This window comes from Halobacterium sp. BOL4-2, from assembly GCF_016917835.2.
Lineage (GTDB): Archaea > Halobacteriota > Halobacteria > Halobacteriales > Halobacteriaceae > Halobacterium > Halobacterium salinarum.
Map to the genome: position 1 here is coordinate 674234 of NZ_CP070332.2, position 26000 is coordinate 700233.

Here is a 26000-nt window from a genome sequence, read left to right on the forward strand (position 1 = left end):
TCTACGTCCGGGAGGGCACGCCCGGCGGCGTGCCGTCGGTGCGGAACTCGAAGCGCGCCCCGCCGTCGGCGCTGTCGGTGAGCGTGACCCGCCACCCGTGTGCGTCCACGACGTTCTCGACGATGGCCAACCCGAACCCGGTTCCCGTGTCGCTGAACGTCGTCCCGGATTCGAAGACCACGTCGCGTCGGTCCGGCGGCACGCCGACGCCGTCGTCAGCAACGTAGAACCCGGGGCCGTCGGCGTCCGGGAGCGCGCCGACGGTCACGGTGATCGGGGCGCCGTCGACCGGCGGCTCGCCCGCATCGGGGCGTCCGTGCTCGACGGCGTTCCGGAAGAGGTTCTCGAGCAGGGACCGGAGCCGGGTCGGGTCGGCTTGGATCGTCGGTGGGTCCGCGACCTCGATGGTGGCGGCAGTCGTGGCCACGGTCTGCCAGGCGTCCGTGGCGGCCTCGGCAAGCGCCACCGCGGTGGTGTCGTCGAGGCTGTTGCCGTGGCGCGCCAGCGCCAACACGTCCTCGATGAGCGTGCCCATGCGGTCGAGGGCCTGCGTGGCGCGGTCGAAGTGCTCGCTGGCACCCGTCTCTTCGGCCAACTCGACCCGGCCGCGGGCCACGTTCAGTGGGCTGCGGAGGTCGTGGCTGACGATGCTCGCGAACTCCTCCAAGCGCTCGTTCTGGCGTTCGAGCTCGCGCTCGCGTTCCTTGCGGTCCGTGATGTCGGTGTAGACGGCGAAGCCGTGCACGCTGGGGTCGGCCAGTCGGAACGGCGCGACGTCAAGCAGGAAGTCGCGGACGCCATCGGTGGTCCGGCGCTGGACCTCGACGTTGACCGTCTCCCCGGCTTTCATCTTCCGGTTGTACGCCGCGGCGTCCCTGCGGGTGTCCGCGGGGACGATGTACTCGTCGATGTTCTCGCCCGCGAGATCCGCTTCCGTCCACCCGAACACCGTCTCGAAGGCGTTGTTGACCGACTGCACGATGGGCGCGCCGTCCTCGATGACGAAGCTCGCCGTGGGGCTGGGGACGTTCTCGAACAGGGCGTGCAGCCGGTTGCGCTCCCTGCGGAGGTCGGTTTCCCGGTCCCGGAGGTGGCGCGCGTGGCGCGCGTGATCGAGGGCGGCGGTGGCGTTCGCCGCCAGGATGCCGGCGAGGTCGCGGTCCAGGCGCGACAGAACGCCCGAGCGTTCGGCACCGACGATGAGGACGCCGTGGTCACCGAGCGGGAGCAGGTACTCCTCTTGGATCTTCGTCCGAGCGTTGGCGACGTTCGGGTGGGAGGGCACCTCGGTCACCCACCGTGGGGTGCCGTCGGTGTAGACCTCCCAGGCGATGCTGTCGCCGGCTTCCAACGCCGGGAGATCGGTGCCGGTGACGGCGTCGGCCGCAGCGGCGGGCACGAGCGCGTCCGCGTCCGCGAAGAACAGGCCCACGTGGGGCAGGTCGATGAGCGCCGTTGCGGCGTCGATCACGATCGACGCGATCGCTTCCCGGTCTTCGGTGTCGAACATCCGGCGGGTGGCGTCGTGGAGGCTCGTCAGCGCGCGCTCGCGCTCCACGTGCTCGGTGACGTCCCGCAGCTCCGCGAACGCGTCGACGCCGTCGGCCGCCGACAGCGGATGGACGATGACCGTGACCACCGTGTCCGTCGTGGTCACCGTCGTGGTGATCCTGCGGCTGCTGTTGCCCGGCGCGAACGCGTCGGCCGCCGCGTCCACGAGCGTTGGGAGGCGGTGCCCACACAGCCCGGGTGCCGGCAACTCGAACAGCGCGTTCGCCGACTCGTTGGCGTGCGTGATCGCGGTCGGAGTACCGTCTTCGATGCCGTACAGGACGAGGGCGTCGTCGGCTGCCTCGAAGAGGGCGTGGAAGCGCTGCTCGCTGGCCTCGGCGCGGCGCTGGGCGTCGAGGCGCTGGATCGCGCTCGTGGCGTGGGCGGCGAGCTGCGTGAGCACTGCCACGGTGTCGTCGCCGCCGGCTGCGGGGGGCTGGAACACCTGCACGACTGCGTGGTCGTCGACCGGCACCGTGACCGCGTCGCGAGCGGTGGTGCGGACGACGGTCCCGGAGTCCAGGGCGCGGGCCGCTGGCTGGGTGGCCAGCGTCCCGGGATTGGCGTCGCCGGTCCACTCGTGGACCGATAGCCCGTCGGCGGCCGCGGTGGCGACGCAGGCGGGAGCCGCGACCGCATCGTCGACCGCCTCGATGAGCGCGTCGAAAACGCGGTCCACGCTGGTCGCGGTGGTGATTGCGGCCGCGGACTCCAGGACGGTGGCGGCGTCCCGTCGGCTACCCGTCATCAGTGTCGCCGTCGGGACCCGATAGCTGCCGGAACAGCACCTCGTAGTCCGCGTCGTCGAAGTCCGCGACGACGTCGTCGAGGTCGTCCCGGAGGCTCGCGAGGTCCGATTCCAGGGCGGAGAACTCCGCGGAGTCGGTGATCGTCGGGTCGTCCGACTCCGAGAGGAGTGCTTGCTTGCGCGCTGCCGCGAAGAACTCGGCGACGGTGTCGTCGTACGTCGACCGGCGCTGCAACCGTCCAACCGTCTCAAGCAGCGTGTCCCTGTCGACTGGCTTCTGGAGGTAGTCGTCGAACCCGAGGCCGATGATGTCTAACTCCGGTTCGACTGCGGTGACCATTGCGACCCGGCATTCGATCCCGCGCTCGCGGAGTTCGTCGAGCACGTCGTCGCCGGACACGTCCGGCATCTGGCGGTCGAGCAGTGCCACATCGATGGTGGGGTCGATGGCGTCGATCGCCTCAGTTCCGCTGTACGCCGTTTTGACGTCGTAGTCGTCTTCAAGCCAGATTGTGTATAAATCTGCGAGCCCGCGTTCGTCGTCGACAACGAGCACAGTGGTGTCGTGCTCGTCCGTCGTAGCATCCGTGTCGGCATCACTCATTGTTGGAAACTCGTTCCGGTGTCTCATGCGGTGATGGGAGTGAACGTATTTATGGTTTTTCACCACAGCCTGTTTTTGGCAAGCCTAAAATGGCTGTGCGGGCTACGCAGGGCCAATGCACGACCGGTCGTACACCCTCGACGACGTGACCGTCGCAATGGGGACGTACAACGAAGCCGCCGCCATCGACACCGTGCTCACTGACATCGCCGACGCCACCGACGACCGCGCACGCGTCGTCTGCGTCGACGGCTCCAGCGACAGCACTCCGGAGATCGCCCGCGAACACGGCGCCACCGTCATCGAACAGGAGCCCCAGGGGTACGGCGTCGCCGTCGCCGCCGCCCTCGACGCCGCGGACACGCCGGTCGTGATCACCACGGACTGCGACAACACCTACCCCATGGAGCGCATCCCGGCGTTCCTCGCGCGCATCAACGAGGGCTACGACGTGGTCAGCGGCGACCGCCTCTACTGGGGTGCCGACACGATGCCCGCGTTCAACCGCCTCGGGAACGCCGCGTTCGCCGCCATCACGTCGCTGCTCGTCGGCGAGCGCGTCCACGACACCACCACCGGAATGCGGGCCTACCGCGCGCCGGTCATCGACGCCATCGACTGGACGCAGAACACCGGCCTCTCGGCGGAGCTGTTGATCCGGCCGCTGTGCCGGGACTACGACGTCATCGAGGAACCCATCGGGTACGCCGACCGCCTCGGCGACACGAAACTCGACCCCCTGGAGGGCGGCGCGGAGATCCTCGGCTCGATCCTCAAAGTCTGCGCCGAGGAACGCCTCCCGTAGCCGCCGTCCGGCGGCCGGTTGCCACCGACACGTTGATCCACGCCCCCTCGGGGCCGCTGCCGGGGACGTACGTCGACGACGGCCCCCCACACACCTGGAGGTCAGTGCACAGCGACCGCGACGGCGTCACCGCCCGGTACTGCTGGCCGGCCGTCGACACCGGCAACTCGACTCGGTATCTGAACCCGGCACCGTACCCGCCATCGACGAGCACCGACATGGACACCGTGGACCCGTTGACCGGCACCGAATCAGCGTCTGCCCCCGCCACCGGCCCGCTGAGCGTGACGCGCCCGTCGGTCACATGCATGTCGACTGTCGCCCGACTGCGGTTGTCCACGCCCGTCAGCGCGTAGTGGGCGCGCTCGCCGCCCGCGGTCACGGTCACAGTCGCGCCCGCCGTCCAGGACGGCACGCCGAACGACGCCGTCGCCGTGACCGCCTCACCCGTGACTAGCGACACCTCCCGCAGCACCGGCTCGACGGGGGTATCACCCTGGGGCGACCACGCCCCCCGATACGTGTACCGGTAGAGGTCGCGGTCCGGGTAGGCGGCCGCAACCGCTGGGGCCCGGTCCCCGGCGGCGTACACGGTCGGTCCGTCGAACCCGGGCGTGTTGCGGAGCGGTTGGAACGGATGGTTCAGCCAGTCCCCGTAGGGGTCCGGCACGAACACCACGGCGTTCTCCGGCGGCGACGGCTCGAAGGGCTGGTAGGCGGCCGCGTAGTTGGCGGTCACGTCGGTGTTCTCCGCGACCGGTGGGGCCGTCGCAGCCACGGCGCTCGCGCCCAACACCAGGCCGACAACGAGCACCACGGCAACACCCGACTGCCGGCCGACACGGACCGCTGCGACGCGGCGCGCGCGATCCACGACCGCCAGCACGCCCACGGCGGCGAACGCGCTCACCGGCACTAGCACGTCGAAATGGTAGTACGGCCCCAGGGCGTGGATCAGCCCGTCCGTGTGATCGGGGAGGCTGCCGAGGATGTTGCGGTTCCCCCAGAACGCGAGGTTGCCGCCACACACGCTCACCGCGACGCCGCCGAGCACGGCGCGCCGCCACGTCCACGCCTCGCGGCGCGCCACGACGGCACCGCCGACCACCGCGAGCACGCTGCCGAGCGCGCCGAACGGCGCCCAGTTGCGGAGGAACGACCCGACCACCTCGGCGTTCGACCGCAGCGCAAGCGAGAGCGTGTACAACTGGTCGTAGCCGAGGATCTCGCGGTGGCCGAACCCCAGCCCGTCCAGGGGGGCGAACGCCTCGTAGGGGAACACCAGCGGATCGCCGGTCACGACGGCGTTGTAGCCCAGCGCCACGGCGACGCCGGCCGCCCCCAGCCCTGCGGTGGCGGCGCGGCGCGCCACGCAGTCGGGCCACGCCGGCGCGGCCGCCCACAGCGTCCAGCCCGCGTGTGCGATGAACGGCGCTGCGAACAGCACCGCCGTGTACGGCCGCGCGAAGAACGCCAGCCCGACAGCGACGCCGGCGACGCCCGCCCACACGGTGCTGTCGGTGCGTTCGGCGCGGAAGTACGCGAACGCGAACGCGAGGTTCAACAGCGTCGTCGGCGCGTACGGAAGGAACACCCCCGACTGCACGACGAACAGCGGCGACGCCAGCAGCGACACCGCGGCGACGGCCGCCGTGCGGTGGTCCCAGGCGTCCCGCACCACCCCGTAGAGGAGCGCGACGTTGCCCGCCGCCACCGCCGACAGCGCGTACTGGTAGTCACCGGCCAGCCGGCCGGCGGCGTAGATCGCCGCGGTCACGGGCGCGTACTTCGAATACAATCCCCGCGGCGAGGAGACGAAAAACCACGGCCGGAACGCGTCGGCGACCGGCGGCTGCAGGAACAGTCGTCCGTCAAGCAGCAGTGCGGCCTGCTGGAGGTAGACGGCCTCGTCGTGGTTCAACGACCGGTACGGAAACACGAGCGTGGCGGTGGCGAACGCCACCACCGCCGCGGCCGCCGCGAGCGCGGCCACCACGAGCGGGCGCGACCGCACCGCGCGACGGAGCCGCACCATCACTCCGTAGGGTACCAGGCCAGGGCGTGGTCGCTGACCAGGGAGACGGCCACCGGCTCGCCGATCGCCATGTTGTCCGCGTGGTTGTGCAGACACCGCACCACGTCGCCGTTGTCCAGTTCCACGTGGTAGATGAACGACGGCCCGGTGTACTGCCGTTTCACGATCGTGCCGTTGCCGGCACCGGTGGCGTCGGCCACGGGCGCGGCGCGCAGGTCGTCGGGGCGCACGAGCACGTCAACCATCGCGCCCTGGTAGCCGTCGGTCAGCCCCGCCAGGAGCGCGCGGTCGTACGACCCCACGGCGGTGTCGACGGTGTCGCCGCCGACGCGCGCCGAGAGGAACGCCGCCTGCCCCAGGAAGGACGCGACGAACCGGGACTCGGGGTGCTCGAACACGGCCTCGGGATCACCGACTTGCTCGATGCAGCCGTCGTTGAGGACGGCGACGCGGTCGGAGATCGACAGCGCCTCCTCCTGGTCGTGGGTGACCGATACGGCGGTGACGCCGGCCTCCTTGAGGATGCGCCGCACCTCCTCGCGCATCTCCACGCGCAGCCGAACGTCGAGGTTCGAGAACGGCTCGTCGAGCAGGAGGATGTCCGGCTCGGGCGCGAGGCTGCGCGCGACGGCCACGCGTTGCTGTTGGCCGCCCGAGAGCTGGTCGACGGAGCGATCCCCCATCTCGGGCATGTCCACGAGCGCGAGCATCTCATCGACGCGGGCAGCGGTCGCGTCCTCGTCGCGGTCGGTCAGCCCGAACGCCACGTTCTCCGCCACGGAGAGATGCGGGAACAGCGCGAAATCCTGGAACACGATGCCGATCTCGCGGTCCTCGGCGGCGACGAACGTGTCCGGTCCGGCGACCCGCTGGGCGTCGAGTTCGATGGTGCCGCCGGTGGGCCGCTCCAGGCCCGCGAGCATCCGCAGCGTCGTGGTCTTCCCGCAGCCCGACGGCCCCAGCAGCGTGAGGAGCTCCCCCTCCCGAACGGACAGCGAGAGATCACGCACAGCGGTTTCGGCGCCGTACTCCTTTGTCACACCGTCGAGTTCGAGGACCGTGTCGGCGTCCGAGAACTCGGCGGTCGATCTGGACGTATCGTCGGCGTGGCGTCTGGAAGCTGATTCAGCCATTGTATCGTTCCTGTGCGAGGATCACAACCATCGACAGCGCTGAGACGCCCACGAGCACCAGCGCGGGCACCGCAGCAGCGCCGTACGACCCGGCTCCCCGAACCAGCCAGATGTACGACACCAGGGTTTCAAAACCTATCGGACGGAGCATCAGTGTCGCCGGCAGCTCCTTCATCGTGGTGAGGAACACGAGCGCCGCGCCCGCCGCAACGCCGGGCGCGATCAGCGGCAGCGTCACCGACCGGAACGCGTCCGTCGACGACCGGCCCAGCGTGCGCGCGGCCTCGGTGAGCTTCGGGTCCACCTGGAGGACCGAGGACCGAACGGATCCGACGGCCTGTGGGAGGAACCGCACCACGTACGCGAACACGAGCAGCGGCACCGTCTTGACCAGCGACTGCACGAACTCCGTGGACAGGAACACCAGCGACAGCGCGATCACGACCCCGGGGATGGCGTACCCAACGTACGTGAGTCGGTCGGAGACCATCGACAGCCGCGAGGACGACCGCGCGGCGTATCCGGCGACGGGCAACGCGAGCACCGTCGCCACCCCCGCGGCAGCCACCGCCACCTTCAGCGAGTTCCACGCGATCATCGGATCGAACTCGAAGATGGCGTCCCCGGCCCGCTGGAACCACCACGCAAGCACCCCCAGCGGGACGCCCAGCGACAGCACCGCGATGGCGGTGCAGAACGCCAACGCCGGCCACTTCCACACGCCGAGGGACACCCGGCCGGGCTGGCTGGCACCCCGAGAGACGTAGGCGGTGTCGCCGTCGCCGATGCGGGATTCGAGCGCGAGCACGACCGCAACCACGGCCAGCAACTGGATCGACAGCAGCGCCGGATACCCCTCGGGCACCCCCAGGCTGCCCTGGGCGACGAAGATCTGCTGGGTGTACACCTCGTAGCGCATGATCGACGGCGTGCCGAAATCCGAGAGCGCGTACAGCGCCGCCAGCAGCCCACCGGCCGCCACACCGGGCAGTATCTGTGGCACCGTGATGCGGCGGAACGCCTGCCACCGCGAGTGGTTCAACGTGCGCGCGGCCTCGACCAGTGTGCCGTCGAAGGACAGCAGCGCCGCCCGCGTTGTGAGGAACACGTAGGGATACGTGAACAGGATGAGCACGAGTGCGGCGCCGTGGAGCCCGTAGATCGAGGGGATGCGCTCGATGCCGATCACGCCGAGCGCGCCCGCGAGATCGCCCCGGGGGCCGAACGCCGAGACGAACGTGAACGCGCCGATGTAGCTGGGCACGACCAGCGGGAGCGCGGCGATGATCGTCCACGCGCGGCGGCCGGGCAGATCGGTCTGCACGGTCAACACGGCAAGCGGAACGCCCACGAGCACACAGCCCACCGTCACCAAGCCAACCAGCGAGAGGCTGTTCACCAGCACGTCCAGGCTGCTGGTGTCGGCGAAGACGTCGAGGAAGTGTCCCAGCCCGTAGTTCGACGCGCGCACGAGCAGGCCAGCCAGGGGCAGGGACACGAACGCTGCGACGGCTCCCGCAAGCACTGCGAGCGACAGCCCCGGTTCGTCGTCGTCGCCGCTGACGACAGCGCTCCGGATGCGGGCGAGTCGCTCGCGTGCAGCCATCGTTACGAGAGGATGCCGACGTCTTTGAGCAGTTTGACCGTGGGCTGGACGTCCGACAGCGACTGCAGGTCGATCTCCGGCGGCGAGAGCTCCGCGATGGACGGCAGCGGGCCGACCGGGTCGACGCCGTCGATCATGGGGAACGCGAACCCGCGGGTCGCCAGGAACTCCTGGGCTTCGGCGGACAGCAGGTGGCGGATGTACAGCTCCGCGAGCTCGGGGTCGTCGGCGCCCTTGAGCACGCTCGCGCCGGCCGTGTTGACCAGCGAGCTGGCGTCGTTTTGCGTGAACGCGAGGTCCAGGGGGGCGTCCGGGCGGTCGGCGAACACGAGCATCGGGTAGTAGTGGTTCGTAAGCCCGGCACCCACTTCACCGTTGGTAATGCCTTCCGAGACGGCCTGGTACTCGCTTCTGTACCGGGTTGGGGTCTGGTCGCGCATGCTGGTGAGCCACTCGCGGGTTGCTTCGTCGCCGCGGAGCTGCCGCATGGCGGTGACGAACCCTTGGAACGCGCCGTAGGTGGGTGCCCAGCCGAGCGTGCCCTGGAACCGGTCGGCGGTCGTGAAGGCGTCGACGCTGTCGGGGATGTCGGATTCGCTGAACTGGTTGGTGTTGTACGGGACCGCCCGGGAGCGCCCGGCGAGACCAACCCAGTGTTCGGTGGTGAACTGCTCTGAGAGGACGGGGTCCCGGGTTCCGCTGGAGAGCGTTCGTGTCGCGCCGTTCGACGCGACGTACGCCAGCGAGCCGGCGTCAATAGACCAGAAGACGTCGGCCTGCATGGTGTCGTTCTCGTACTCGGTGACGATGTTGTTTGCGAGCTGTGAGGAGGACTGGGTCTGCTGGGTGGCGCTGAAGTCGTCGTAGTACTGGTTGATGAGGTCGATGAGCGCGACGTAGCGCCCGCCCTCGCCGCCGCCCAGATAGATCGAGAGTTCGCCTTCGAGATCGGGGAGGTCCTCGATGGATTCGCCCCCGGGAGCGGGGCGGTCCTGGACGATCGCGCCCGAGCCACGGAAGTCACCGATCCCCGGTCGGTCGTCGGTGCTGCTGTTGGAGCCGAGCATGCCGCTGCAGCCTGCAAGACCGCTGAGCGTCGCCGCACCAGTTGCTGCAAGGAACGTTCGACGGCGGAATCCGGATTCCTCGGACATACTCAAAATTAGGCTCGCCTAAACCGCTTATACCTACCGATTCAGTCCCGGAGGCTGTGATTGTGGGCCATCCACACGACCCGAGGTGGTGGGCTGTCAGTCGCCGGCGGCCGCCGCGATCTCGCGGTCCGCCAGCGCGTCCAGGCAGGCCACCCAGTCCAGCAGATACTCCCCACACTCGTTGAGGAACGCCCCGTTGTTGTAGCTGTCGTACTCCCCGTCGGCGAGGCGGCGGCCCACCGCCTCGGCCACGCCGGCGTACGTCTCCGCGGCCGGATCAGCGGCCGCGACCTCCTCCCAGAAGTGCTCGTTCAGTTCGAGCCCCGCGACCTCGTTGGCGAGGTCGTCGAACGTCGAACGCGGTGCCTTGTTGTGCTCGCACAGCGGCGCACCGTTGTAGATGTCGCCCCCGACGACGTCGGCGGCGCGTTTCAACACCACCCCGCTCCAGATGTCGTCGAAGCGCCCGACGTCCCAGGCGTTGTCGTCCATCGGGAACTGGTAGAACGCCGGAATGACCTCCCGGCGGAACGCCAGGTTCATCGAGCACACCGTGAGGTAGTCGCCCTCGGCGGCGACGAAGTCGCGGTCGAAATCCGCCGTTTCGGTACGGGTTTGTGCCTGCCCGCGGAGATCGCCGTCCATCAGGATCCGCACGGCGTCGAGGTCGGGCACGTTCGTCCACAGCCCCTGTGAGGCGACGACGTGGTCGGTCTCGGCCTGTCCGGTGGTCGTCGTTTCGTCCATCGCGGCGTACGGATACCCCCGTGGGTAGAGCGCCGAGTCGGACTGGTAGAGGACGTTCACCCAGCGCTCGTCCGAGGACACCGACTCGACGGGCCCCTCGTGGTGGAGGTTCTCCAGGTGGCGGCCGAAGAAGTCCCACTCGTCGTGTGGCAGCGTGTCGTCGTCGATGAACACGCCGTACTCGAAGTCGTGGGCCCACATGTACAGCAGTCCGAACGACGTTTGTGCGTGGCTGGCGGCGGGTACGAGGTGGTCGTACTCGCCGATGTCGTGGTCGTCGTACCACTGCTCGCGCGCGGCCCCATCGAAGACGGCACCCGCGACATCCTCCGCGGCGAGTAGGTCGCGCATGCTGTCGGTGTCACAGAAATCCTCGGTGACGAGCACGACGAACAGCCGATCGAGGTCGAAGCCGTGCTGGCGGGCGTTCTCGAAGTACGACCGCATGCACTCGTACTCCCGGATCGTTGGCACGATCACACAGATGTCCTGGGTCATCTATTGGCAGCCACTATTTAGGCTGGCCTAAAGTGTGTGTCGGTGTCTCGGCGCTCCTCCCGGGGGATTACGTCACACCGGCGACAGACTGCTGGAGGCGGATCGTCGGCGGCACCACGAACCCGGCGAGCAACACCACGAAGACGTACCGGGCGCTGTCGGCGGCCGCTCCCGGCAGCCCCAACGCCAACACGTCGACCACCGCAACCCCCGTTGCCGCCACCAACACGAACACCAGATGCCGGCGCAACGTGTCCACCGCCGTGCCGTGCGCCAGCCCCTCCAGTCGCTCGCTGAACACCACCCCGTAGGCGGCGAACGCGATGGCCACGCACCCACGCAGGATGCCCGTTGTCGCGCCACCGCCGACGAACACCACGGCCACCCACTCCACCGCGATCACAACCACGAACCCGAACTCGATGGCCCGCAGCGTCGGCAGCGACACCGCCCGCTCCCCGGGTCCCGGAGCCAGCGCGCTCGCGTAATACACCTCCCGCAGCGAAAACGACACGAACACGATCCCGAACAGCAACGCCAGATCGCGGCACGCCACCACGATCCGGCCGCCGACCCCGACCACCTCGGCCACCCCGCAGCCGCCGAACAGGGCCAGTGCGATCCCGACGTAGGTCAGATACCCCCAGAAATCGCGGTGCGCTTCGAGGCGATCAAGGGCGTAGTTCCGGGCCGCGTAGTAGGTGAACGCCACGCCCGCGACCACAACCAACCCGTTCCCGGTGAACGCCACCGCGTCCAGGACGCGACCGGGCGCGGCGGCCGTCATGCCGGCCACGCCCCGGGGAGGTCGGCCACGCACTCGTCGAAGGCCGCCTGGAAATCGAGCACCGTCTCGAAGCGCGCCTGCTTGCTGGTCGCCAGCGACCGCTCGAAGAGGCTGTCGACGCGTTCGGGCAGCGCCGGGTTCTGCTGGGCGGCCGGCACCACCCCGTCGCCGCCGCGCGGCGAGACACCGGTCACCAGGAAGTACGCCAGCGCCCCTAGTCCGAAGACGTCCGTGGACTGGTCGAAGCGCCCGTACGACGCCGGGTCGTGGTGTTCGGGGGCCGCGAACCCCGCAGGGATCGGGGGGCTGTGGTGGCCGCTCGCTGCGTGCGCGAACCCCCAGTCGGCCACCACGGGGGCGTCCCACGCGCCGACCGACGTCTCCACGAACCGCACCGCACCCGGATGCAGGCCGCCGTGAACGACGCCCCGAGCGTGCGCGTAGCTCACCGCCCGCGTCACCCGGTCGACCACCCACTGTGCCTCGCTCAGCGTCGCCGGCGGCCCCCGGCGGGCCAGCGTCTCCGCGCCGTCGTATCGCGTGGCAACCCACGTGTCGCCGGTCCCCAGCACGCGCTCGATGTGGGGGTATTCGTCGACGGCGGCCCACCGCTTGAGCGCGCGCTGGAACGCCTCCACCACCCGGCTGTCGGTCCCGTTCGCCGTGGCTGCGTTGAGCCGGCGCAGCGTCACCAGCCCGTGCTCCAGGGTGTCGTCGGTGATGGTCGCCCGGAAGTCGGTCGTCAACACGGTCTCCCGCAGCTCCAGGCCGGGCGTGAGATCCGCCTGTGAGACCCCCACCGAGGGGGCATCCGGGACCTCTGCAGGCGGGTGACCGGGGGGCGCACTCTCGTCACCGCGGTCAGCGGCATCAACGGCCACCGGAGCATCCGCCCCGAACGACACCGATACCGGATCCGGCGGCCCGTCCTCGCTGTCGTCGGTGGTCACCACCGTGAGGTCGTCGGGCAGCAACGCCGCGTACTCCGCGGTGGTGCGAACGAGCATCGGATAGCCGGCGTCCTCGGCGCGCGCCGCGATCTCCGCCGCCACCTCCGCGACGGCGTCCTCGGCGTACCGCGCCAACAACGGGTCGGCATCGTGGGTCAGCGACGCGAGCGTCGACAACCCCGCGGTCGCGCGCTCGGGGTAGCGCTTGGTCACGCCGGCGACCGCCACCGCGCCGTTCTGGCGCACCAGCTCGTCGTCGGCGTCCGTGAGCGCCACGAGCTCCGAGAACTTCATCGAGAGGGCGTCGGGCTGGCGCTCGGCGAGCTCCGCGATCACCCAGGTCACCCCGCGTCGAACCCACACGTCCTCGTCGTCGGCGCGCGCCACGATCGCTTCGAGATGGGCGCGAACCGCCGTCGGCTCCGTTCCGGCCGCCTCAACCAGCCGCCAGGCGGCCCCCGAGCGCTCGTCGGCGTCCGCGCTGTGCAATCGCTCGGCGAGCTCGGCAACGTCGTCGGTGTCGACTGCCCCCCGGTGGTGTGCGACCGCACCCGGATCGACGTCGTGGCGCTGTGGCGACATCGGCTCTGTCGACCGTACCCTCGTGTGCATCGCACGTCAACGTTTGGCTTTCAGCCGGTGTCGCCGATCCCTGCTGGTAGGCGAATCGTTTTCTCGCGGAGCGCCCGAGCACTGGCATGGACCTCTCCGTTGTCGACTTGTCTCCGGTCCCGGACGGCGGCACTGCCGCCGACGCCTACGCCAACACCGTCGCGGCGGCCCAACAGGCCGACGACCTCGGCTACAAACGCTTCTGGGTCGCCGAACACCACGGCATGGAGACGCTTGCCGGCACCACCCCGGAAGTCCTGCTGGGGCATCTGGCCGCCGAAACCGACCGAATCCGCCTGGGATCGGGGGCGGTGCTGGTGAACCACTACAGCCCGCTGAAGGTGGCCGAACAGTTCGGCGCGCTCGACGGGCTCGCACCCGGCCGCGTCGACGCCGGCCTGGGACGGGCCAACGGCTCGCCCGCGGTCGACCGCGCGCTCGAAACCGAGCGCCACTCCTCGGATCCGGACGGCGACCACACGGACGCGGTCAAAGCGGTCCTCGGCCACCTCCATGACGACTTCCCCGAGGACCACGCGTACAGCGGGATCGCGGTCCCCGGTGGCGACGACGAGCCGCCACAGCCGTGGCTCCTGGGATCCAGTCCGTCCAGCGCTGCCATCGCCGGCGAGCTCGGGCTGCGGTACTGTTTCGCGGCGTTCATCCGCCCACAGTTCGCGACCCGCGCGTTCGACGTCTACCGGGAGTCGTTCACCGCGTCCACGCTGCCCGGTGGCGTCGACGAACCAACCGGCATGGTCGCGGTGAACGCCGTCTGTGCGGACACCGACGCGGCCGCGGCGCGACGGCGGGCGTCCGCCGAGGCGTCCTACCAGCGCATGAAACGCGGCACGGTCGGCACCACCCCGGGAGTCGAGGAAGCCATCGACGAACTCGGGGGCGTGCCCGATCCCACCCCCGAGACGCTTCCCGAAGGGGACTGGCCGCGCGCGATTTCGGGCAGCCCGGAGACGCTGGCTGGGCTGTTCGAACAGCTGGCGGACCGCGTCGGCGTCGAGGAGGTCATGGTCCAGCAGATCGTCCCGGACCACGACGCGGCGCTGCGCTCCCACGAGCTGCTTGCCGACGCCGTCGGACTCTGACCACCCGGGTTCGGCCGGACCGACGGCGGCGGGCGTCGGTGCAAAAGTAAATAGTCGGGGTGGCCGACAGTCAACCCATGGACCGCGTAGCAATCATCGGCGCGTCGATGACCGCGTTCGGCGACCGGGACGCGTGGCTGCTGGCGCTCCTCGCGGAGGCCGGCGACGCCGCGCTCACCGACGCCGGCGTGGACGGCGACGACGTCGACCACCTCTACGTCTCGAACATGGCGAGCGGCGAGTTCGAGGGACAGACCGGTGTGCCGAACGCGCTGGCCCACGATCTCGCCGCGATGCCGGCGTACACGGCTCGCATCGACCAGACCAGTTCCTCCGGCGGCGCCGGCATCTACGCCGCCTGGCAGTCCGTGGCGTCGGGCGCGAGCGACCTGACGCTGCTGGTCGGCGGCGAGAAGATGACCCACCGAACGACCGGCGAGGCCACGGACGTCATCGCGAGTCTTACCCACCCCGTGGAGTACAAGCACGGCGTCACGCTCCCGAGCTTCGCGGGGCTGACCGCCCGGAAATACCTCGCCCAGTACGACGCGCCACGCGAGAGCCTCGGCAAAGTCGCGGTCAAGAACCACCGCAACGGCCTCGACAACCCCCACGCGCAGTTCCGCAAGGAAGTCGACTTAGAGACGGTCCTGGACTCTCCCATGGTCGCGGACCCGCTGCGGCTGTACGACTTCTGCCCCATCACGGACGGCAGCGCCGCGCTGGTGCTGTGCCCGGAATCCGTGGCCGCGGAGTACACCGACGACTACGTCGTGATCTCGGGGGTTGCGGGTGCGACCGACACCCACGTCGTCCACGAGCGCGACGACCCCACGACGATGCGCGGGGTCGTCGAGTCCGCGGAGCAGGCCTACGAGATGGCGGGTCGTGGCCCCGACGACATCGACGTGGCCGAACTCCACGACATGTTCACCATCCTGGAGTTCCTGCAGAGCGAGGATCTCGGGTTCTTCGAGAAGGGCGCGGGCTGGAAAGCCGTCCGGGACGGCGTCACCGACCGCGACGGCGACCTCCCGATCAACACCTCGGGCGGCCTCAAGTCGAAGGGCCACCCGCTGGGCGCCAGCGGCGTCGCACAGGCGTACGAACTCTACCAGCAGTTGCTCGGAACCGCGGGCGACCGGCAGGTCGACGCCGAGGTCGGCCTGGCGTGCAACGTCGGCGGGTTCGGCAACTGCGTGACCACCACCATCCTCGAACAGCCATGAGCGACGACCACGACAGCACCGAGCCAGGCCTCGACGCGCACCGCTGCGAGAACGGCCACCTGAGCCACCCCGGACACGCGCGGTGTCCGGACTGTGGTGCCCCACAGACCGAGACCGTCGATCTCGCCGAGCGCACCGGCGAGGTCGTGACGTGGACCACGTCGACGGCGACGCCGCCGGGGGTGCGCGAGCCGAACCACCTCGCCATCGTCGAGTTCGAGGTGGACGGCGAGGCGGTGCGCGCGCTCGGCCAGCTCACGACGGCCGACGGCATCGAAATCGGGGCCGCGGTCGACCCCGTCTACTGCGCGGAACTCCGGGCGCCCGGCGCGGGCATCCGCGAGCCCGAGAGCCAGCGCTGGGACGGCTACCGCTTCGAGCCGGCGTGACGTCCCCGGGCGCGTATCACTGGAACCCGCGGCGGTACTGCGGGGGCACGTCGGCGGCGTCCTCGCGGCCGAGTTCGCGGGCGGCGTGCAGGGGGAAGTACGGATCGCGGAGGAACTCCCGACCCACGATCGCGAGGTCGGCGCGGTCGTTGCGCACGATGGCGTCGGCCTGCTCGGCGCTCTGGATGCCGCCCACGGTGCCGACGGCGACGTCGCGCTCGGTGTCGGCGTTGATGCGCTCGGCGAACTGCAGCTGGTAGTTGGGCCCGCCGGACTGGATGTCCTGGTCGGGGTGGATGCCGGCGGTGGAGACGTCGATCAGGTCCGCGCCCAGCGCGTGCAGGTCGTCAGCGAGCTGGACGGACTCCTCGACGGTCCAGGAGTCGCGGTCGTCGATCCAGTCGGTCGCGGAGATGCGCACGAACACGGGCTTGTCGTCGGGCCACTCCTCGCGGACCGCCGACGTGACTTCGCGGGCCAGCCGCGTGCGGTTCTCGAAGCTGCCGCCGTACTCGTCGTCGCGGTGGTTCGACACCGGCGACAGGAACTGGTGGATGAGGTAGCCGTGGGCGGCGTGGATCTCCGCGACCTCGAAGCCGGCCTCGTTGGCGCGCCGCGCGGCGTCGCGGAACGCCTCCACGACGTCTTCTATGTCCGCCGTCGAAAGCTTCCGGGTGTCGCGCTCGTCGTCCTCGTAGGGGTAGGGATCGGCGCTCGGTGCGACCGGGTCCCAGCCACCCTCGTCGAGCGGGACGGGGCCGCTGTCGTCGCCCCAGATGCGCGCGGTACCGGCCTTTCGGCCGGCGTGGGCGAGCTGGATGGCGGGCGTCGCGCCCTGGTCGCTGATGAACTCGGCGACGGGTGCCAGCGCCTCGCCGTGCTCGTCGCTCCAGATGCCGAGGTCCTCGGGGGAGATGCGGCCGCGCTCCTCGACGGCGGTGGCTTCGGTCATCACGACGCCGGCGCCGCCGACCGCCCGCGACCCCAGGTGGACGCGGTGCCAGTCGGTCGCGAGGCCGTCGCGGTCCTCACAGGAGTACTGGCACATCGGCGACATGGCGAACCGGTTGCGGATCGTCGTGTCTCGGAGCTCCAGTGGCGAAAAACTGTCTGCCATACACCACGGTACCCGCCCGTGGCGTTTAGCGGTGGTGAAGCACTCGGTGCTTGCCGCCTTCCGCCGGTTCGCGGCGGGACTTGCTGGTTGCGGTGTGGCGGTCACACACCGCGACGCGGCCGGCTGTTAGGCGTCCGACTCGTGGTCTTCGTCGGCGACCTGTACCTCGGCCTCGACCTCGATGTCGAGTCCCGGCGCGGTCAGCGCCGCCTCGAAGGTCTCCTCGTCGCCGGCTTCGACCTCCAGTTCGGTGGAATCTACGTCGACTTCGACCTCCGCATCCACGTACGTGTCTGGCATACACACGGGAACGGACCCAGCAACTGTAAGCGGCGTGGTTACTGTGCCGACACGTTACATCGACTCGCGGTGCAGGACTTCGTCGACGCTGCGCCGCGGGAGGCGGTCGGGTTCCTCGCCGCCGCTGGGGCCCACCGCGATCAGCACCACGGGCACCGTGTCGGCGGGCAGCCCGGCGAACTCGGCGGCGGCCTCGAAGTCGAACCCGGACATCGGCGTGGCGGTGAGTCCGCGGGCGTGCGCCGACAGCAGGAGGTTCTGGGCGGCGAGGCTGGCGTTTCGGATGGCGTAGTCGCGGCCGGCTTGGTCGCTCTCGTAGCTGGCGACCGTCTGGGACTTGAGCTCGGCGCCGGTGTCGGCGTCGAAGCGCCCGGCGTCGACCCACTCCTCGAAGACGCGGTCGGCGGTCTTCGGATCGGTGTGGCCGGCGACCAGGATCGCCGTGCCGGCGTCCACGATGTGCTGTTGGTCGTAGGCGATCTCGGCGAGCTCGGCGAGGCGGTCGTCGTCCTGAACGGCGACGAACTCCCAGGGCTGGAGGTTGTACGACGACGGCGCGAGCGTCGCGTCCCGGATGAGCTCGGTGAGCGTATCGTCGTCGATGTCGGCGTCCGGGTCGAAGTTGTGTCCGGAGCGCCGCGTTCGGAGGCCATCGATGAGCGCGTCAGCGTCGGTTGTGCGGTCGGCGTCAGCCATTACCACCCGGTACGGGGCCAGCACTTAGTTAGGTGGCGGCGACGGAGAGTCCCGCCGGTTGGCGTGTGTCGCCGTGAAACGGCGGATACCTGGTGGGTGGGCCGTCGGCAGGTGACGCGTGTCTTACTTGGGTGCAGTCCGCAGCGTCTCGCCACTGTGTCTACTTGGTTGCCTTGTGTTGGCGAGGTAAGTACGTATTCGGACCGTTGCGCCTGGCTTCTGCCACGGTTATCTCCGGGTACGTTCCGCAGTAAGTTCAGTAACAAAGGTGGCTGTGGACAATCAAGAAACTCAACTGCTAACGATCATATCATGCACGTTCTGTTCGACTGAGTGTAGCTCCGAAAGTATCAATACAGAGTAATTCAACACACAACGCGATGGAACATAACACAGTAGCTTCAGGGCTCTCTACTGGTGAACTGCTCGCGTATGCCACCCCTCAATTGGCGTTCGTACTCCCATTTGCAGCCATGGCCTATGCCTGGCTAACTGAGATGGGGGTTCAACCCAGGTTATCGACGGCTTTCGCGTCACTTCTTGTACCTGTTTTGTTAGTTATTGCGCTCCTGAGGCCCGTCGAGCCGGGTCGTGATACTCCAAAAGCATTCGTAGACGAGGTCGACGCTGCCGTAGAGAAGGATGTTTCCCGATGGTGGCAAAACGGTGGATATCTAGGGAAGGGTTTGAGCAAGATCATCGGTGATAGACAGTTGGTTTCAGAATCGATTGGAATGAACTTCCGAACGGAATTAGAGGACGGCCTGAACATTGATATGGAACAGACCGATCCTGAGGACGTGTTTGAATACTTGATTCTCGATCTGGGGGGATCAATGAGCCGAAAAACAAGACGATTGGAGATCAGATATTCTCTCCGGAGAAATCTGGATCGTGCAGCAGTTTCCTCATTCGTCTTATCGACCGTGCTTTTGCTCACCAATGCTCTCCCTTCACCGATAGGTTACGGGGGGTCAGCGACGCGACTTGCTTCCATTGCCTTTCATATGAGTTCTTTCATCCTTATTTTTGTCATTTTTTTAAAAATACCTAACCCACAGTCTGGGAAAGAATATACGGAATCACTGCTCCGCGAATATCATTTCAATCACAAGCTTGCTGGGGCAGAAGAGCAGGATAAATAACCAACCAACCAACAGTGACGGCACTCTACACCAGTGAGTTTGCCGCTCTATTTGCGAGGTTATCACCATGTCGCAGGCAGTAGTTGGGCGCGTTTTTAATTAGCCATACCGGGTGCCAGTGTTGCAGCGGTACTGAGTCGACTACACCCAATTTCGGTCTCGTATTGAGCTGCTAGCGGTGTCTCGTCTAGTGCGGCCCAACCAGCATACCGAACAGCCATGTTCACCCTCTGGACGTGGAATCGGCGGACAGGACGGGAATGAACGTGCGCTGTTCGGCGAGCACGTCGGGGTCGAGAGTGGCGGTGAGCGTCCGCTGGCCGCGGTTCAGCGCCTGACAGACCACGCCGTCGGGCCGGACCACCGCCGACCGGCCGGCGTACTCGACGACGGGCGCGTCGGGGATCGTGCGCCGGCCGGTGCGCCCGCAGCCGACAACCCACCGGACGCCGTCGAGGGCGCGGGCGCGAAGCAGCAGCCGCCAGTTCTCGCTGTAGGTGCCCGGCCACGCCCCCACGACGAACAGCGCGTCGACGCGCTCCCGGGTGAACGCCGCACTGACGGCCACGAAGTTCAGGTCGTAACACGTGACCAGCCCCGTGCGGCCGACGGGCGTGTCAACGATCACGGGCTCGGTGCCCGGCGTGAGGGCGTCCTGCTCGCCCGCCCAGAGGTGGCGTTTGCGGTAGTGCGTGCGCTCCCCACCGGGGGTGACGTAGACGACCGTGTTGTGGTAGGCGTCGCTGTCGGGTGCGTCCTCGACGTATCCCGCGAGGACCGCCACGTCGTGCTCGGCGGCGGCGGCCGCGAGCCGGTCGAGGATGGCCCCGTCTCGGTCGAGGGCGGCGGCGTAGACGCGGTCGTCGGCGACGAAGCCGGTGAGCGCGTACTCGGGGAACACTGCCACGTCGACGCCGGCGGAGTCGAGCGCGGCGAGTCGCTCGCCGATGGTTGCGAGGTTCGCGGCCGGATCGAGGTCCGCGACGGCGATCTGGCAGGCGGCGACTGTGGGGGCTGACATCCCCGGAGCGACGGCCGCCCGCCACATCAACGCTGTGGAGAATCTTTCTTCGGTATTGAGTAAACTCTTTACCCGTCGGCGGACAAGGGTGTGGTATGGAACAAAACGCGATTCAGCGGCGCGAACGCCCGTTCGTCGCCGGCGAGTGGGTCTCCGACGGTGAGCCACTGCCCGTCTCGGACCTCGCGGACGGCGGCACGTTCGCGTCCGTCGCCGCCGCGGACACCAGCGACGCGGAGCGCGCCCTCAGCGCGGCCACTGGCGTGCACGCGGACCTGCGGGAGACCACCGTTCCCGAGCGCGTCGAGTGGCTGGAGTCGATCGCCGACGGCATCCGGCGCCGCGAAGACGAGCTCGCGGAGGTCATCGTCCGGGAAGCCGGGAAGCCGATCTCCAGCGCGCGCGGCGAGGTCCAGAGCGCCGCCGAGCGCTTCGACCGCGCTGTGGGCGAGCTCCGCCACCTCACCGGGGAGTACCGCACCGGCACGACCGCCGGCCACGAGGACTGGCAGGCCATCGTGAAACACGAACCAATGGGGACCGTGCTGTGCATCACGCCGTACAACTACCCCCTCTCCACGATGGCGCTGCAGGTCGCCCCGGCGATCGCCGCCGGCAACGCCGTCATCGTGAAGCCAGCCAGCAAAACCCCGATCAGCGGCGCGATCCTCGCGGACATCGCGGCCGACGCCGGCCTCCCCGACGGCGCGTACAACTTCGTCCCCGGCGAGTCGAGTGTCATCGGTGACCCGTTGGCCTCGGACGCCCGCGTCGACGCCATCGCGATGACCGGCTCCTCGGGGGCCGGCGAACACGTCGCGCGCCAATCCGGGATCACCCGCCTTCACATGGAACTGGGCGGGAACGCGCCCGCAATCGTCTTCGAGGACGCTGACCTCGATGCGGCCGCCGACGCCGCCACCGCCGGGTCGCTCAAATACGCCGGCCAGCGGTGCTCGGCGGTCTCCCGGGTGCTCGCCCACGAATCCGTCCACGACGAGCTGGTGTCGCGCATCGACGACGCGATGGCCGAGTGGTCGATCGGCGACCTCTTCGATGCGGACACCACCCTCGGGCCGCTCGTCAGCGCCGACCAGGCCGACTGGGTGGCCGAACTCGTCGACGACGCCGTCGACCGCGGCGCAACGGTCGTCCGTGGCGGCGAACGGCACGTCGAGGACGGCGTCCACTACTACGAGCCGACGCTGCTGGCCGACGTCCCCCGTGACGCGCGCATCGTCGACGAGGAGCAGTTCGGACCGGTGTGCGCGGTCACCACGGTCACCGACGAGGACGACGCCGTTCGGACCGCCAACGGGTCGGAGTTGGCGCTCGACGCCGCCGTGTTCACGGCCGACCACGACCGCGCGATGCGCGTCGCCGAGCGCGTGAACGCGGGTGCGGTCCGCATCAACGGCGCGCCGAGCCACGGCCTCGGCGACGTGCCCTTCGGCGGGAACGACGCCTCCGGCATCGGCCGCGAGGGGCTGGACTCCACCATCCACGAGTTCGTGCGCGAGAAGTCCATCATCCTCTGAGCCGCCGCCCGCTCAGGTGACGAACAGCATCGGCACCATGCCGGCCACGCCGACGGCAATCCCGGCGGCGAGTTCTCGGCGTCCGTTGTGTGGGAGCGCACGCCCGACCTCGCGTGCCTCCGGGATGAACTCACTGAGCACCAGAAACACCATCGCGCCGCCCGCGAACCCGTAGCCGAACGGGAGCGCGGCGCGCGCGATCTGCACGAAGACGTACGCGATCCCGGCACCGATCGGTTGGGGGATGCTGGTGAACACGGCGACCCCGACCAGCGTCCAGCGGCGCGCGCCGTGCTCGTGCAGCGGGATCGACACCGCGAGCCCCTCCGGCACGTTGTGGATCGAGATGGCGATGGTCATGAACACCGCGAGGATCGGGATCGAGAACCCGAGCACCGACAGCCCGCCGTCGATCCCCATGTCCGCGAACGAGACGCCGACAGCGACGCCCTCGGGGAACGAGTGGACGGTGAGCACGCCCGCGATGAGCGCGAGTTTCTTCACGTCCGCGGCGGCGATGTCCCGTGGCTCGAACTCGTGGTCGTCGATGACGTGTTCGGCGACCACCACCAGCGCGACGCCCGCGAGCGCGCCGGCCGCGATCTCAGTGGGGCCGCCGTAGTTGAGCGCTTCGCGGAACAGCCCGAACCCCGACGCCGAAACCATGATTCCGGAGGCCAACCCCCACAGTCCGACCCGCCACCGGTCGTCGATGTCGTCGACGAAGAAGAACGGCAGCGCGCCCAATCCGGTAGCCAGGTCCGTGAGGAGGCCGGCAAAGACCACGAACAACAGCTCCCCTGACGGGCTCATGTCTCAGCCATACGTTCGTAGTGTGAAGTCTTTTTCGAAGCGAAAACAATTTTTGGGATGCCTAAACTATCTGTGGTGCTGGTGTAACGATCCGGCTGCACCGCCGATTGCACGTCGTCGCCGTCCGGGACCCCACCGCCTCACCCGTATGGCGCGCCAGGATCCCTCACGAATCTTCGTGTGTGAGAGGCGTTCTCCCGGAGACACCGGGTCTGCAAGTTTAAGCCGTCCCCAGCCATCGGTCCACACGTGACGACCCAAGAAGACGCAGGTGGACTGTTCACCCCGGATCGAGTCGCCGTCGTCGGTGCGACTGACCGCGACGGGGCGATCGGTCGCGCCATCATCGACAACCTCAGTGATTTCGACAACGACGTCATCGCAGTCAACCCCGGCCGCGACGACGTGCTCGGGTACCCATGCTACCCCGACCTCGGCGACGCACCGCCGGTCGACCTCGCTGTCGTCGTCGTGCCGCCACAGATCGTCGTCGACGCCGTCCGCGACGCCGGCCAGGCGGGCGTCGAGAACGTCGTCGTGATCACCGCTGGGTTCAGCGAAACCGGCGGCGACGGCGCGGACCGCGAGCGCGACCTCGTGGCCGTCGCCGACGACTACGACATCAACCTCGTCGGCCCCAACAGCCTCGGGCTGCTGTCGACGCCGACCGGGCTCAACGCCACGTTCGGCCCGTCGAACGCCCTCCCCGGGAACCTCTCGTTCATGAGCCAATCCGGCGCGTTCATCACCGCCGTCCTCGACTGGGCCAACGACCAGGGCATCGGCTTCAAAGACATCGCCAGCCTCGGCAACAAAGCCGTGCTCAGCGAGACGGACTTCATGCAGGCGTGGGCCGACGACCCCGACACGAACGTCATCCTGGGCTACCTCGAAGGCGTCGACGACGGCCGCGAGTTCATCGACGACGCGCGTGAAGTCACGCAGGACACGCCAGCGGTCGTCGTCAAATCCGGCCGCACGGAAGCCGGCGCACAGGCCGCCTCCTCGCACACCGGCACCATCGCCGGCAGCGAGGCCGCCTACGAAGCCGGGTTCAAGCAGGCCGGCGTCGTCCGCGCGGAAAACGTCCAGGAGCTGTTCGACTTCGCGCGCGCACTCGACGGCCTCCCGATGCCCGACTCCGAGGACGTCGCCGTCATCACGAACGCCGGCGGTCCCGGCGTCATGGCGACCGACGCGGTCGGTGACTCCCGGCTGTCGATGGCGTCCTTCGAGGACGACACCATCGACGCCCTCCAGGGGTCGATGCCCGACGAAGCGAACGTCTACAACCCCGTCGACGTCATCGGGGACGCCGAAATCGACCGCTTCCGCACGGCCATCGACACCGTGCTCGCCGACGAGCACGTCGGCTGTGCGCTCGTCCTCTCGGCACCGACCGCGGTCATCGACTACACCGAACTGAGCGGCGTCATCACCGCGCTGCAGGAAAAACATAACAAGCCAGTGGTCACGTGTCTGATGGGTGGTGAACGCACCGAGCAAGCGACCGACGTACTCGGGGACGCCGGCATCCCCAACTACTTCGACCCCGCCCGGGCGATCGGCAGCCTGGACGCGCTCGCGGTCCAACGCGAGGTCGAATCCCGGGACTACCAGGCCCCCACGGCCTTCGACGTGGACCGCGACGCCGCCCGTGACATCCTCGAAGACGCCGCCGACCGCGGCGCAACCCGGCTCGGCGTCGAAGCCATGGACCTGCTCGACGCCTACGGCATCCCGACACCGACCGGCGACGTCGTCGACAGCCCGGACGCCGCGCGCCGCGTCGCCCGCGACATCGAGGGGGACGTCGTGATGAAGATCGTCAGCCCGGACATCCTCCACAAATCCGACATCGGCGGCGTGAAAGTCGGCGTCGAAACCGACGCCGTCGCGGACGCCTACGAGGACCTCATCACGCGAGCCACCAACTACCAGCCCGACGCAACCATCCTCGGCATCCAAGTCCAGGAGATGGTCGACGTCGACGCCGGCACCGAAACCATCCTCGGGATGAATCGCGACCCACAGTTCGGGCCGCTGCTGTTGTTCGGGCTGGGCGGGATCTTCGTGGAGATCCTCGAAGATACCAGCGTCCGCGTCGCCCCCGTCTCCGAGCGCGAAGCCGGTGACATGATCGACGACCTCGACTCCGCGCCGCTGCTGCGCGGTGCCCGCGGCCGCGACCCCGCCGACGAGGCCGCCATCACGGAGGCCATCCAGCGGCTCAGCCAGCTCGTCACCGACTTCCCCGCGATCCTCGAACTGGACGTCAACCCGCTGCTGGCAACCGGTGACAGCGCAACGGCGCTTGACGTGCAACTCACCATCGACCCTGACGAACTATGACAGACACCCTACTCGTAACATCGACGAACGCAGGCACCGGCAAAACGGCGGTCTCGCTCGCGCTCGCACGGCTCGCCGGCGACCGCGACCGGACCGTCGGATACATGAAACCGAAAGGCACCCGCCTCCAGAGCAACGTCGGGAAAACCCTCGACGCCGACCCGCTGTTGGCGCGCGACCTCTTGGACCTCGACGCGGAGATCCACGACCTCGAACCGGTCGTGTACTCGCCGACGTTCATCCAGGGGGCCGTCCGCGGCCGCGAAGACAGCGCGAACCTCGCGGACCGCGTTCAGGACGCCTACGACGAACTCGCCACGGACCGCGACGTGATGCTCGTCGAGGGCGCTGGCACACCGACGACCGGCGGCATCGTGGACCTCACCGACGGCGACATCGCGGCACTGCTCGATGCCCGCGCGATCGTGGTCGCGGACTACACCGGCCCCAGCGACGTCGACGACGTACTCGCCGCCGCGGACGCGCTCGGCGACCGCTGTGCGGGCGTCGTGTTCAACGCCGTCGCGGACGCCGTCTACGACGACGTCGAAAGCGAAGTCACGCCGTTCCTCGAAAGCCAGGGGATCCCCGTGCTCGGCGTGTTGCCCGTCGAGCGCGACCTCGCGGGCGTCACCGTCGACGACCTCGCGTCCGAGCTGGGCGCGACGGTGCTCACCGAGGACACCGCCACCACCGACGCCATCGTCGAGCGCTTCCTCGTGGGCGCGATGAGCAGCGAATCCGCGCTCAGTCACTTCCGCAGAACGAAGGACGCAGCCGTCATCACGGGCGGCGACCGCGCGGACATCCAAACGGCGGCCCTGGACGCGCCGGGCGTGCAGTGTCTCGTGCTCACCGGCGGCCACCGCCCCTCGGGTGCGGTACTCGGTAAGGCAACGGACGCAGGCGTGCCCGTGCTCTCAGTGGACGCGGACACGCTGACGACGCTCGAACGCGCCGAGGAGCTGGTCAGAGACGGACGCGTCCGCGACGAACACACTGTCGACGTGATGCAGCGACTCCTCCACGACCACGCCGACACCGATCGGCTACTCGACTAACCACCG

The 26000-nt window shown here is 68.8% G+C and carries 22 protein-coding genes; 8 read left to right on the forward strand and 14 right to left on the reverse strand.

Features of this window, described 5'->3' with window-relative positions; all coding sequences use genetic code 11:
- Position 1: 1 nt before the first annotated feature.
- Positions 2-2299 (reverse strand): ATP-binding protein, encoded by a 2298-nt coding sequence (locus JRZ79_RS16715; protein ID WP_205252596.1) that lies wholly within the window; start codon positions 2297-2299, stop codon positions 2-4.
- The gene (locus JRZ79_RS16720) at positions 2289-2903 is read right to left on the reverse strand and encodes a response regulator (protein WP_012289247.1); all 615 of its coding nucleotides are present in this window, start codon (positions 2901-2903) and stop codon (positions 2289-2291) included. The genes JRZ79_RS16715 and JRZ79_RS16720 overlap by 11 nt, the downstream gene beginning before the upstream one ends.
- Before the next feature lie 115 nt (positions 2904-3018).
- Between JRZ79_RS16720 and JRZ79_RS16725 the strand changes: the two genes are divergently transcribed.
- The gene (locus JRZ79_RS16725; RefSeq protein WP_205252597.1) at positions 3019-3708 is read left to right on the forward strand and encodes a dolichyl-phosphate hexose transferase; all 690 of its coding nucleotides are present in this window, start codon (positions 3019-3021) and stop codon (positions 3706-3708) included.
- On the opposite strand, the gene JRZ79_RS16730 is transcribed toward JRZ79_RS16725, so the two are convergent.
- The 7 genes from JRZ79_RS16730 to JRZ79_RS16760 form a co-directional block, all read right to left on the reverse strand.
- Complete coding sequence (locus JRZ79_RS16730) at positions 3677-5743, reverse strand: glycosyltransferase family 39 protein (protein ID WP_205252598.1); 2067 nt, start codon at positions 5741-5743, stop codon at positions 3677-3679. The genes JRZ79_RS16725 and JRZ79_RS16730 overlap by 32 nt on opposite strands.
- Positions 5743-6876, reverse strand: coding sequence for an ABC transporter ATP-binding protein (locus JRZ79_RS16735; protein ID WP_205252599.1), 1134 nt, complete (start codon positions 6874-6876; stop codon positions 5743-5745). Before JRZ79_RS16735 ends, JRZ79_RS16730 begins: the two co-directional genes overlap by 1 nt.
- Complete coding sequence (locus JRZ79_RS16740; protein WP_010902650.1) at positions 6869-8482, reverse strand: iron ABC transporter permease; 1614 nt, start codon at positions 8480-8482, stop codon at positions 6869-6871. The genes JRZ79_RS16735 and JRZ79_RS16740 overlap by 8 nt, the downstream gene beginning before the upstream one ends.
- Before the next feature lie 2 nt (positions 8483-8484).
- Entirely contained in the window at positions 8485-9636 is a 1152-nt protein-coding gene (locus JRZ79_RS16745) for an iron ABC transporter substrate-binding protein (protein ID WP_205252600.1), read from the reverse strand.
- A 96-nt stretch (positions 9637-9732) separates the two neighbouring features.
- Positions 9733-10881 carry an alpha-1 4-glucan-protein synthase gene (locus tag JRZ79_RS16750; RefSeq protein WP_205252601.1) on the reverse strand — a complete coding sequence of 383 codons (1149 nt, stop codon included), beginning with the start codon at positions 10879-10881 and terminating at the stop codon, positions 9733-9735.
- A 67-nt stretch (positions 10882-10948) separates the two neighbouring features.
- The gene (locus tag JRZ79_RS16755) at positions 10949-11668 is read right to left on the reverse strand and encodes a hypothetical protein (RefSeq protein ID WP_205252602.1); all 720 of its coding nucleotides are present in this window, start codon (positions 11666-11668) and stop codon (positions 10949-10951) included.
- Positions 11665-13200 carry a protein kinase gene (locus JRZ79_RS16760; protein ID WP_231546352.1) on the reverse strand — a complete coding sequence of 512 codons (1536 nt, stop codon included), beginning with the start codon at positions 13198-13200 and terminating at the stop codon, positions 11665-11667. The genes JRZ79_RS16755 and JRZ79_RS16760 overlap by 4 nt, the downstream gene beginning before the upstream one ends.
- A gap of 116 nt (positions 13201-13316) precedes the next feature.
- On the opposite strand from JRZ79_RS16760, the gene JRZ79_RS16765 reads away from it, so the two are divergent.
- The 3 genes from JRZ79_RS16765 (at position 13317) to JRZ79_RS16775 (ending at position 15951) form a co-directional block, all read left to right on the forward strand.
- A complete protein-coding gene (locus JRZ79_RS16765) occupies positions 13317-14333 on the forward strand; it encodes an LLM class flavin-dependent oxidoreductase (protein WP_205252604.1) in 1017 nt (338 codons plus the stop codon).
- A 77-nt stretch (positions 14334-14410) separates the two neighbouring features.
- Positions 14411-15562, forward strand: a complete 1152-nt coding sequence (locus JRZ79_RS16770) for a 3-ketoacyl-CoA thiolase (RefSeq protein WP_010902657.1) — start codon at positions 14411-14413, stop codon at positions 15560-15562.
- Complete coding sequence (locus tag JRZ79_RS16775; RefSeq protein ID WP_010902658.1) at positions 15559-15951, forward strand: Zn-ribbon domain-containing OB-fold protein; 393 nt, start codon at positions 15559-15561, stop codon at positions 15949-15951. The genes JRZ79_RS16770 and JRZ79_RS16775 overlap by 4 nt, the downstream gene beginning before the upstream one ends.
- Before the next feature lie 16 nt (positions 15952-15967).
- Here JRZ79_RS16775 and JRZ79_RS16780 read toward each other — a convergent pair whose 3' ends face one another.
- The 3 genes from JRZ79_RS16780 to JRZ79_RS16790 all read right to left on the reverse strand — a co-directional run bounded on the left by JRZ79_RS16780 (position 15968) and on the right by JRZ79_RS16790 (position 18064).
- Positions 15968-17068 carry an NADH:flavin oxidoreductase/NADH oxidase gene (locus tag JRZ79_RS16780; protein ID WP_010902659.1) on the reverse strand — a complete coding sequence of 367 codons (1101 nt, stop codon included), beginning with the start codon at positions 17066-17068 and terminating at the stop codon, positions 15968-15970.
- 126 nt (positions 17069-17194) lie between these two features.
- Positions 17195-17368, reverse strand: a complete 174-nt coding sequence (locus tag JRZ79_RS16785; RefSeq protein WP_010902660.1) for a hypothetical protein — start codon at positions 17366-17368, stop codon at positions 17195-17197.
- Between the two features lie 54 nt (positions 17369-17422).
- Entirely contained in the window at positions 17423-18064 is a 642-nt protein-coding gene (locus JRZ79_RS16790; protein WP_205252605.1) for a nitroreductase family protein, read from the reverse strand.
- A 380-nt stretch (positions 18065-18444) separates the two neighbouring features.
- Between JRZ79_RS16790 and JRZ79_RS16795 the strand changes: the two genes are divergently transcribed.
- The gene (locus JRZ79_RS16795) at positions 18445-19209 is read left to right on the forward strand and encodes a hypothetical protein (RefSeq protein WP_205252606.1); all 765 of its coding nucleotides are present in this window, start codon (positions 18445-18447) and stop codon (positions 19207-19209) included.
- A 223-nt stretch (positions 19210-19432) separates the two neighbouring features.
- On the opposite strand, the gene JRZ79_RS16800 is transcribed toward JRZ79_RS16795, so the two are convergent.
- The gene (locus JRZ79_RS16800; protein ID WP_205252607.1) at positions 19433-20230 is read right to left on the reverse strand and encodes a nitrilase-related carbon-nitrogen hydrolase; all 798 of its coding nucleotides are present in this window, start codon (positions 20228-20230) and stop codon (positions 19433-19435) included.
- 95 nt (positions 20231-20325) lie between these two features.
- Between JRZ79_RS16800 and JRZ79_RS16805 the strand changes: the two genes are divergently transcribed.
- Complete coding sequence (locus JRZ79_RS16805) at positions 20326-21768, forward strand: aldehyde dehydrogenase family protein (protein ID WP_205251684.1); 1443 nt, start codon at positions 20326-20328, stop codon at positions 21766-21768.
- A gap of 12 nt (positions 21769-21780) precedes the next feature.
- Here the strand turns inward: JRZ79_RS16805 and JRZ79_RS16810 are convergent, their stop codons facing one another.
- Positions 21781-22581 (reverse strand): ZIP family metal transporter, encoded by an 801-nt coding sequence (locus tag JRZ79_RS16810; protein ID WP_205252608.1) that lies wholly within the window; start codon positions 22579-22581, stop codon positions 21781-21783.
- 249 nt (positions 22582-22830) lie between these two features.
- Here JRZ79_RS16810 and JRZ79_RS16815 point away from each other — a divergent pair, with 249 nt between their 5' ends.
- Positions 22831-24933 carry an acetate--CoA ligase family protein gene (locus JRZ79_RS16815; RefSeq protein WP_010902665.1) on the forward strand — a complete coding sequence of 701 codons (2103 nt, stop codon included), beginning with the start codon at positions 22831-22833 and terminating at the stop codon, positions 24931-24933.
- Positions 24930-25994: a phosphotransacetylase family protein gene (locus tag JRZ79_RS16820; RefSeq protein WP_136361288.1), complete on the forward strand. Its 1065-nt coding sequence runs from the start codon at positions 24930-24932 to the stop codon at positions 25992-25994. Before JRZ79_RS16815 ends, JRZ79_RS16820 begins: the two co-directional genes overlap by 4 nt.
- The last annotated feature ends 6 nt before the right edge of the window (positions 25995-26000 follow it).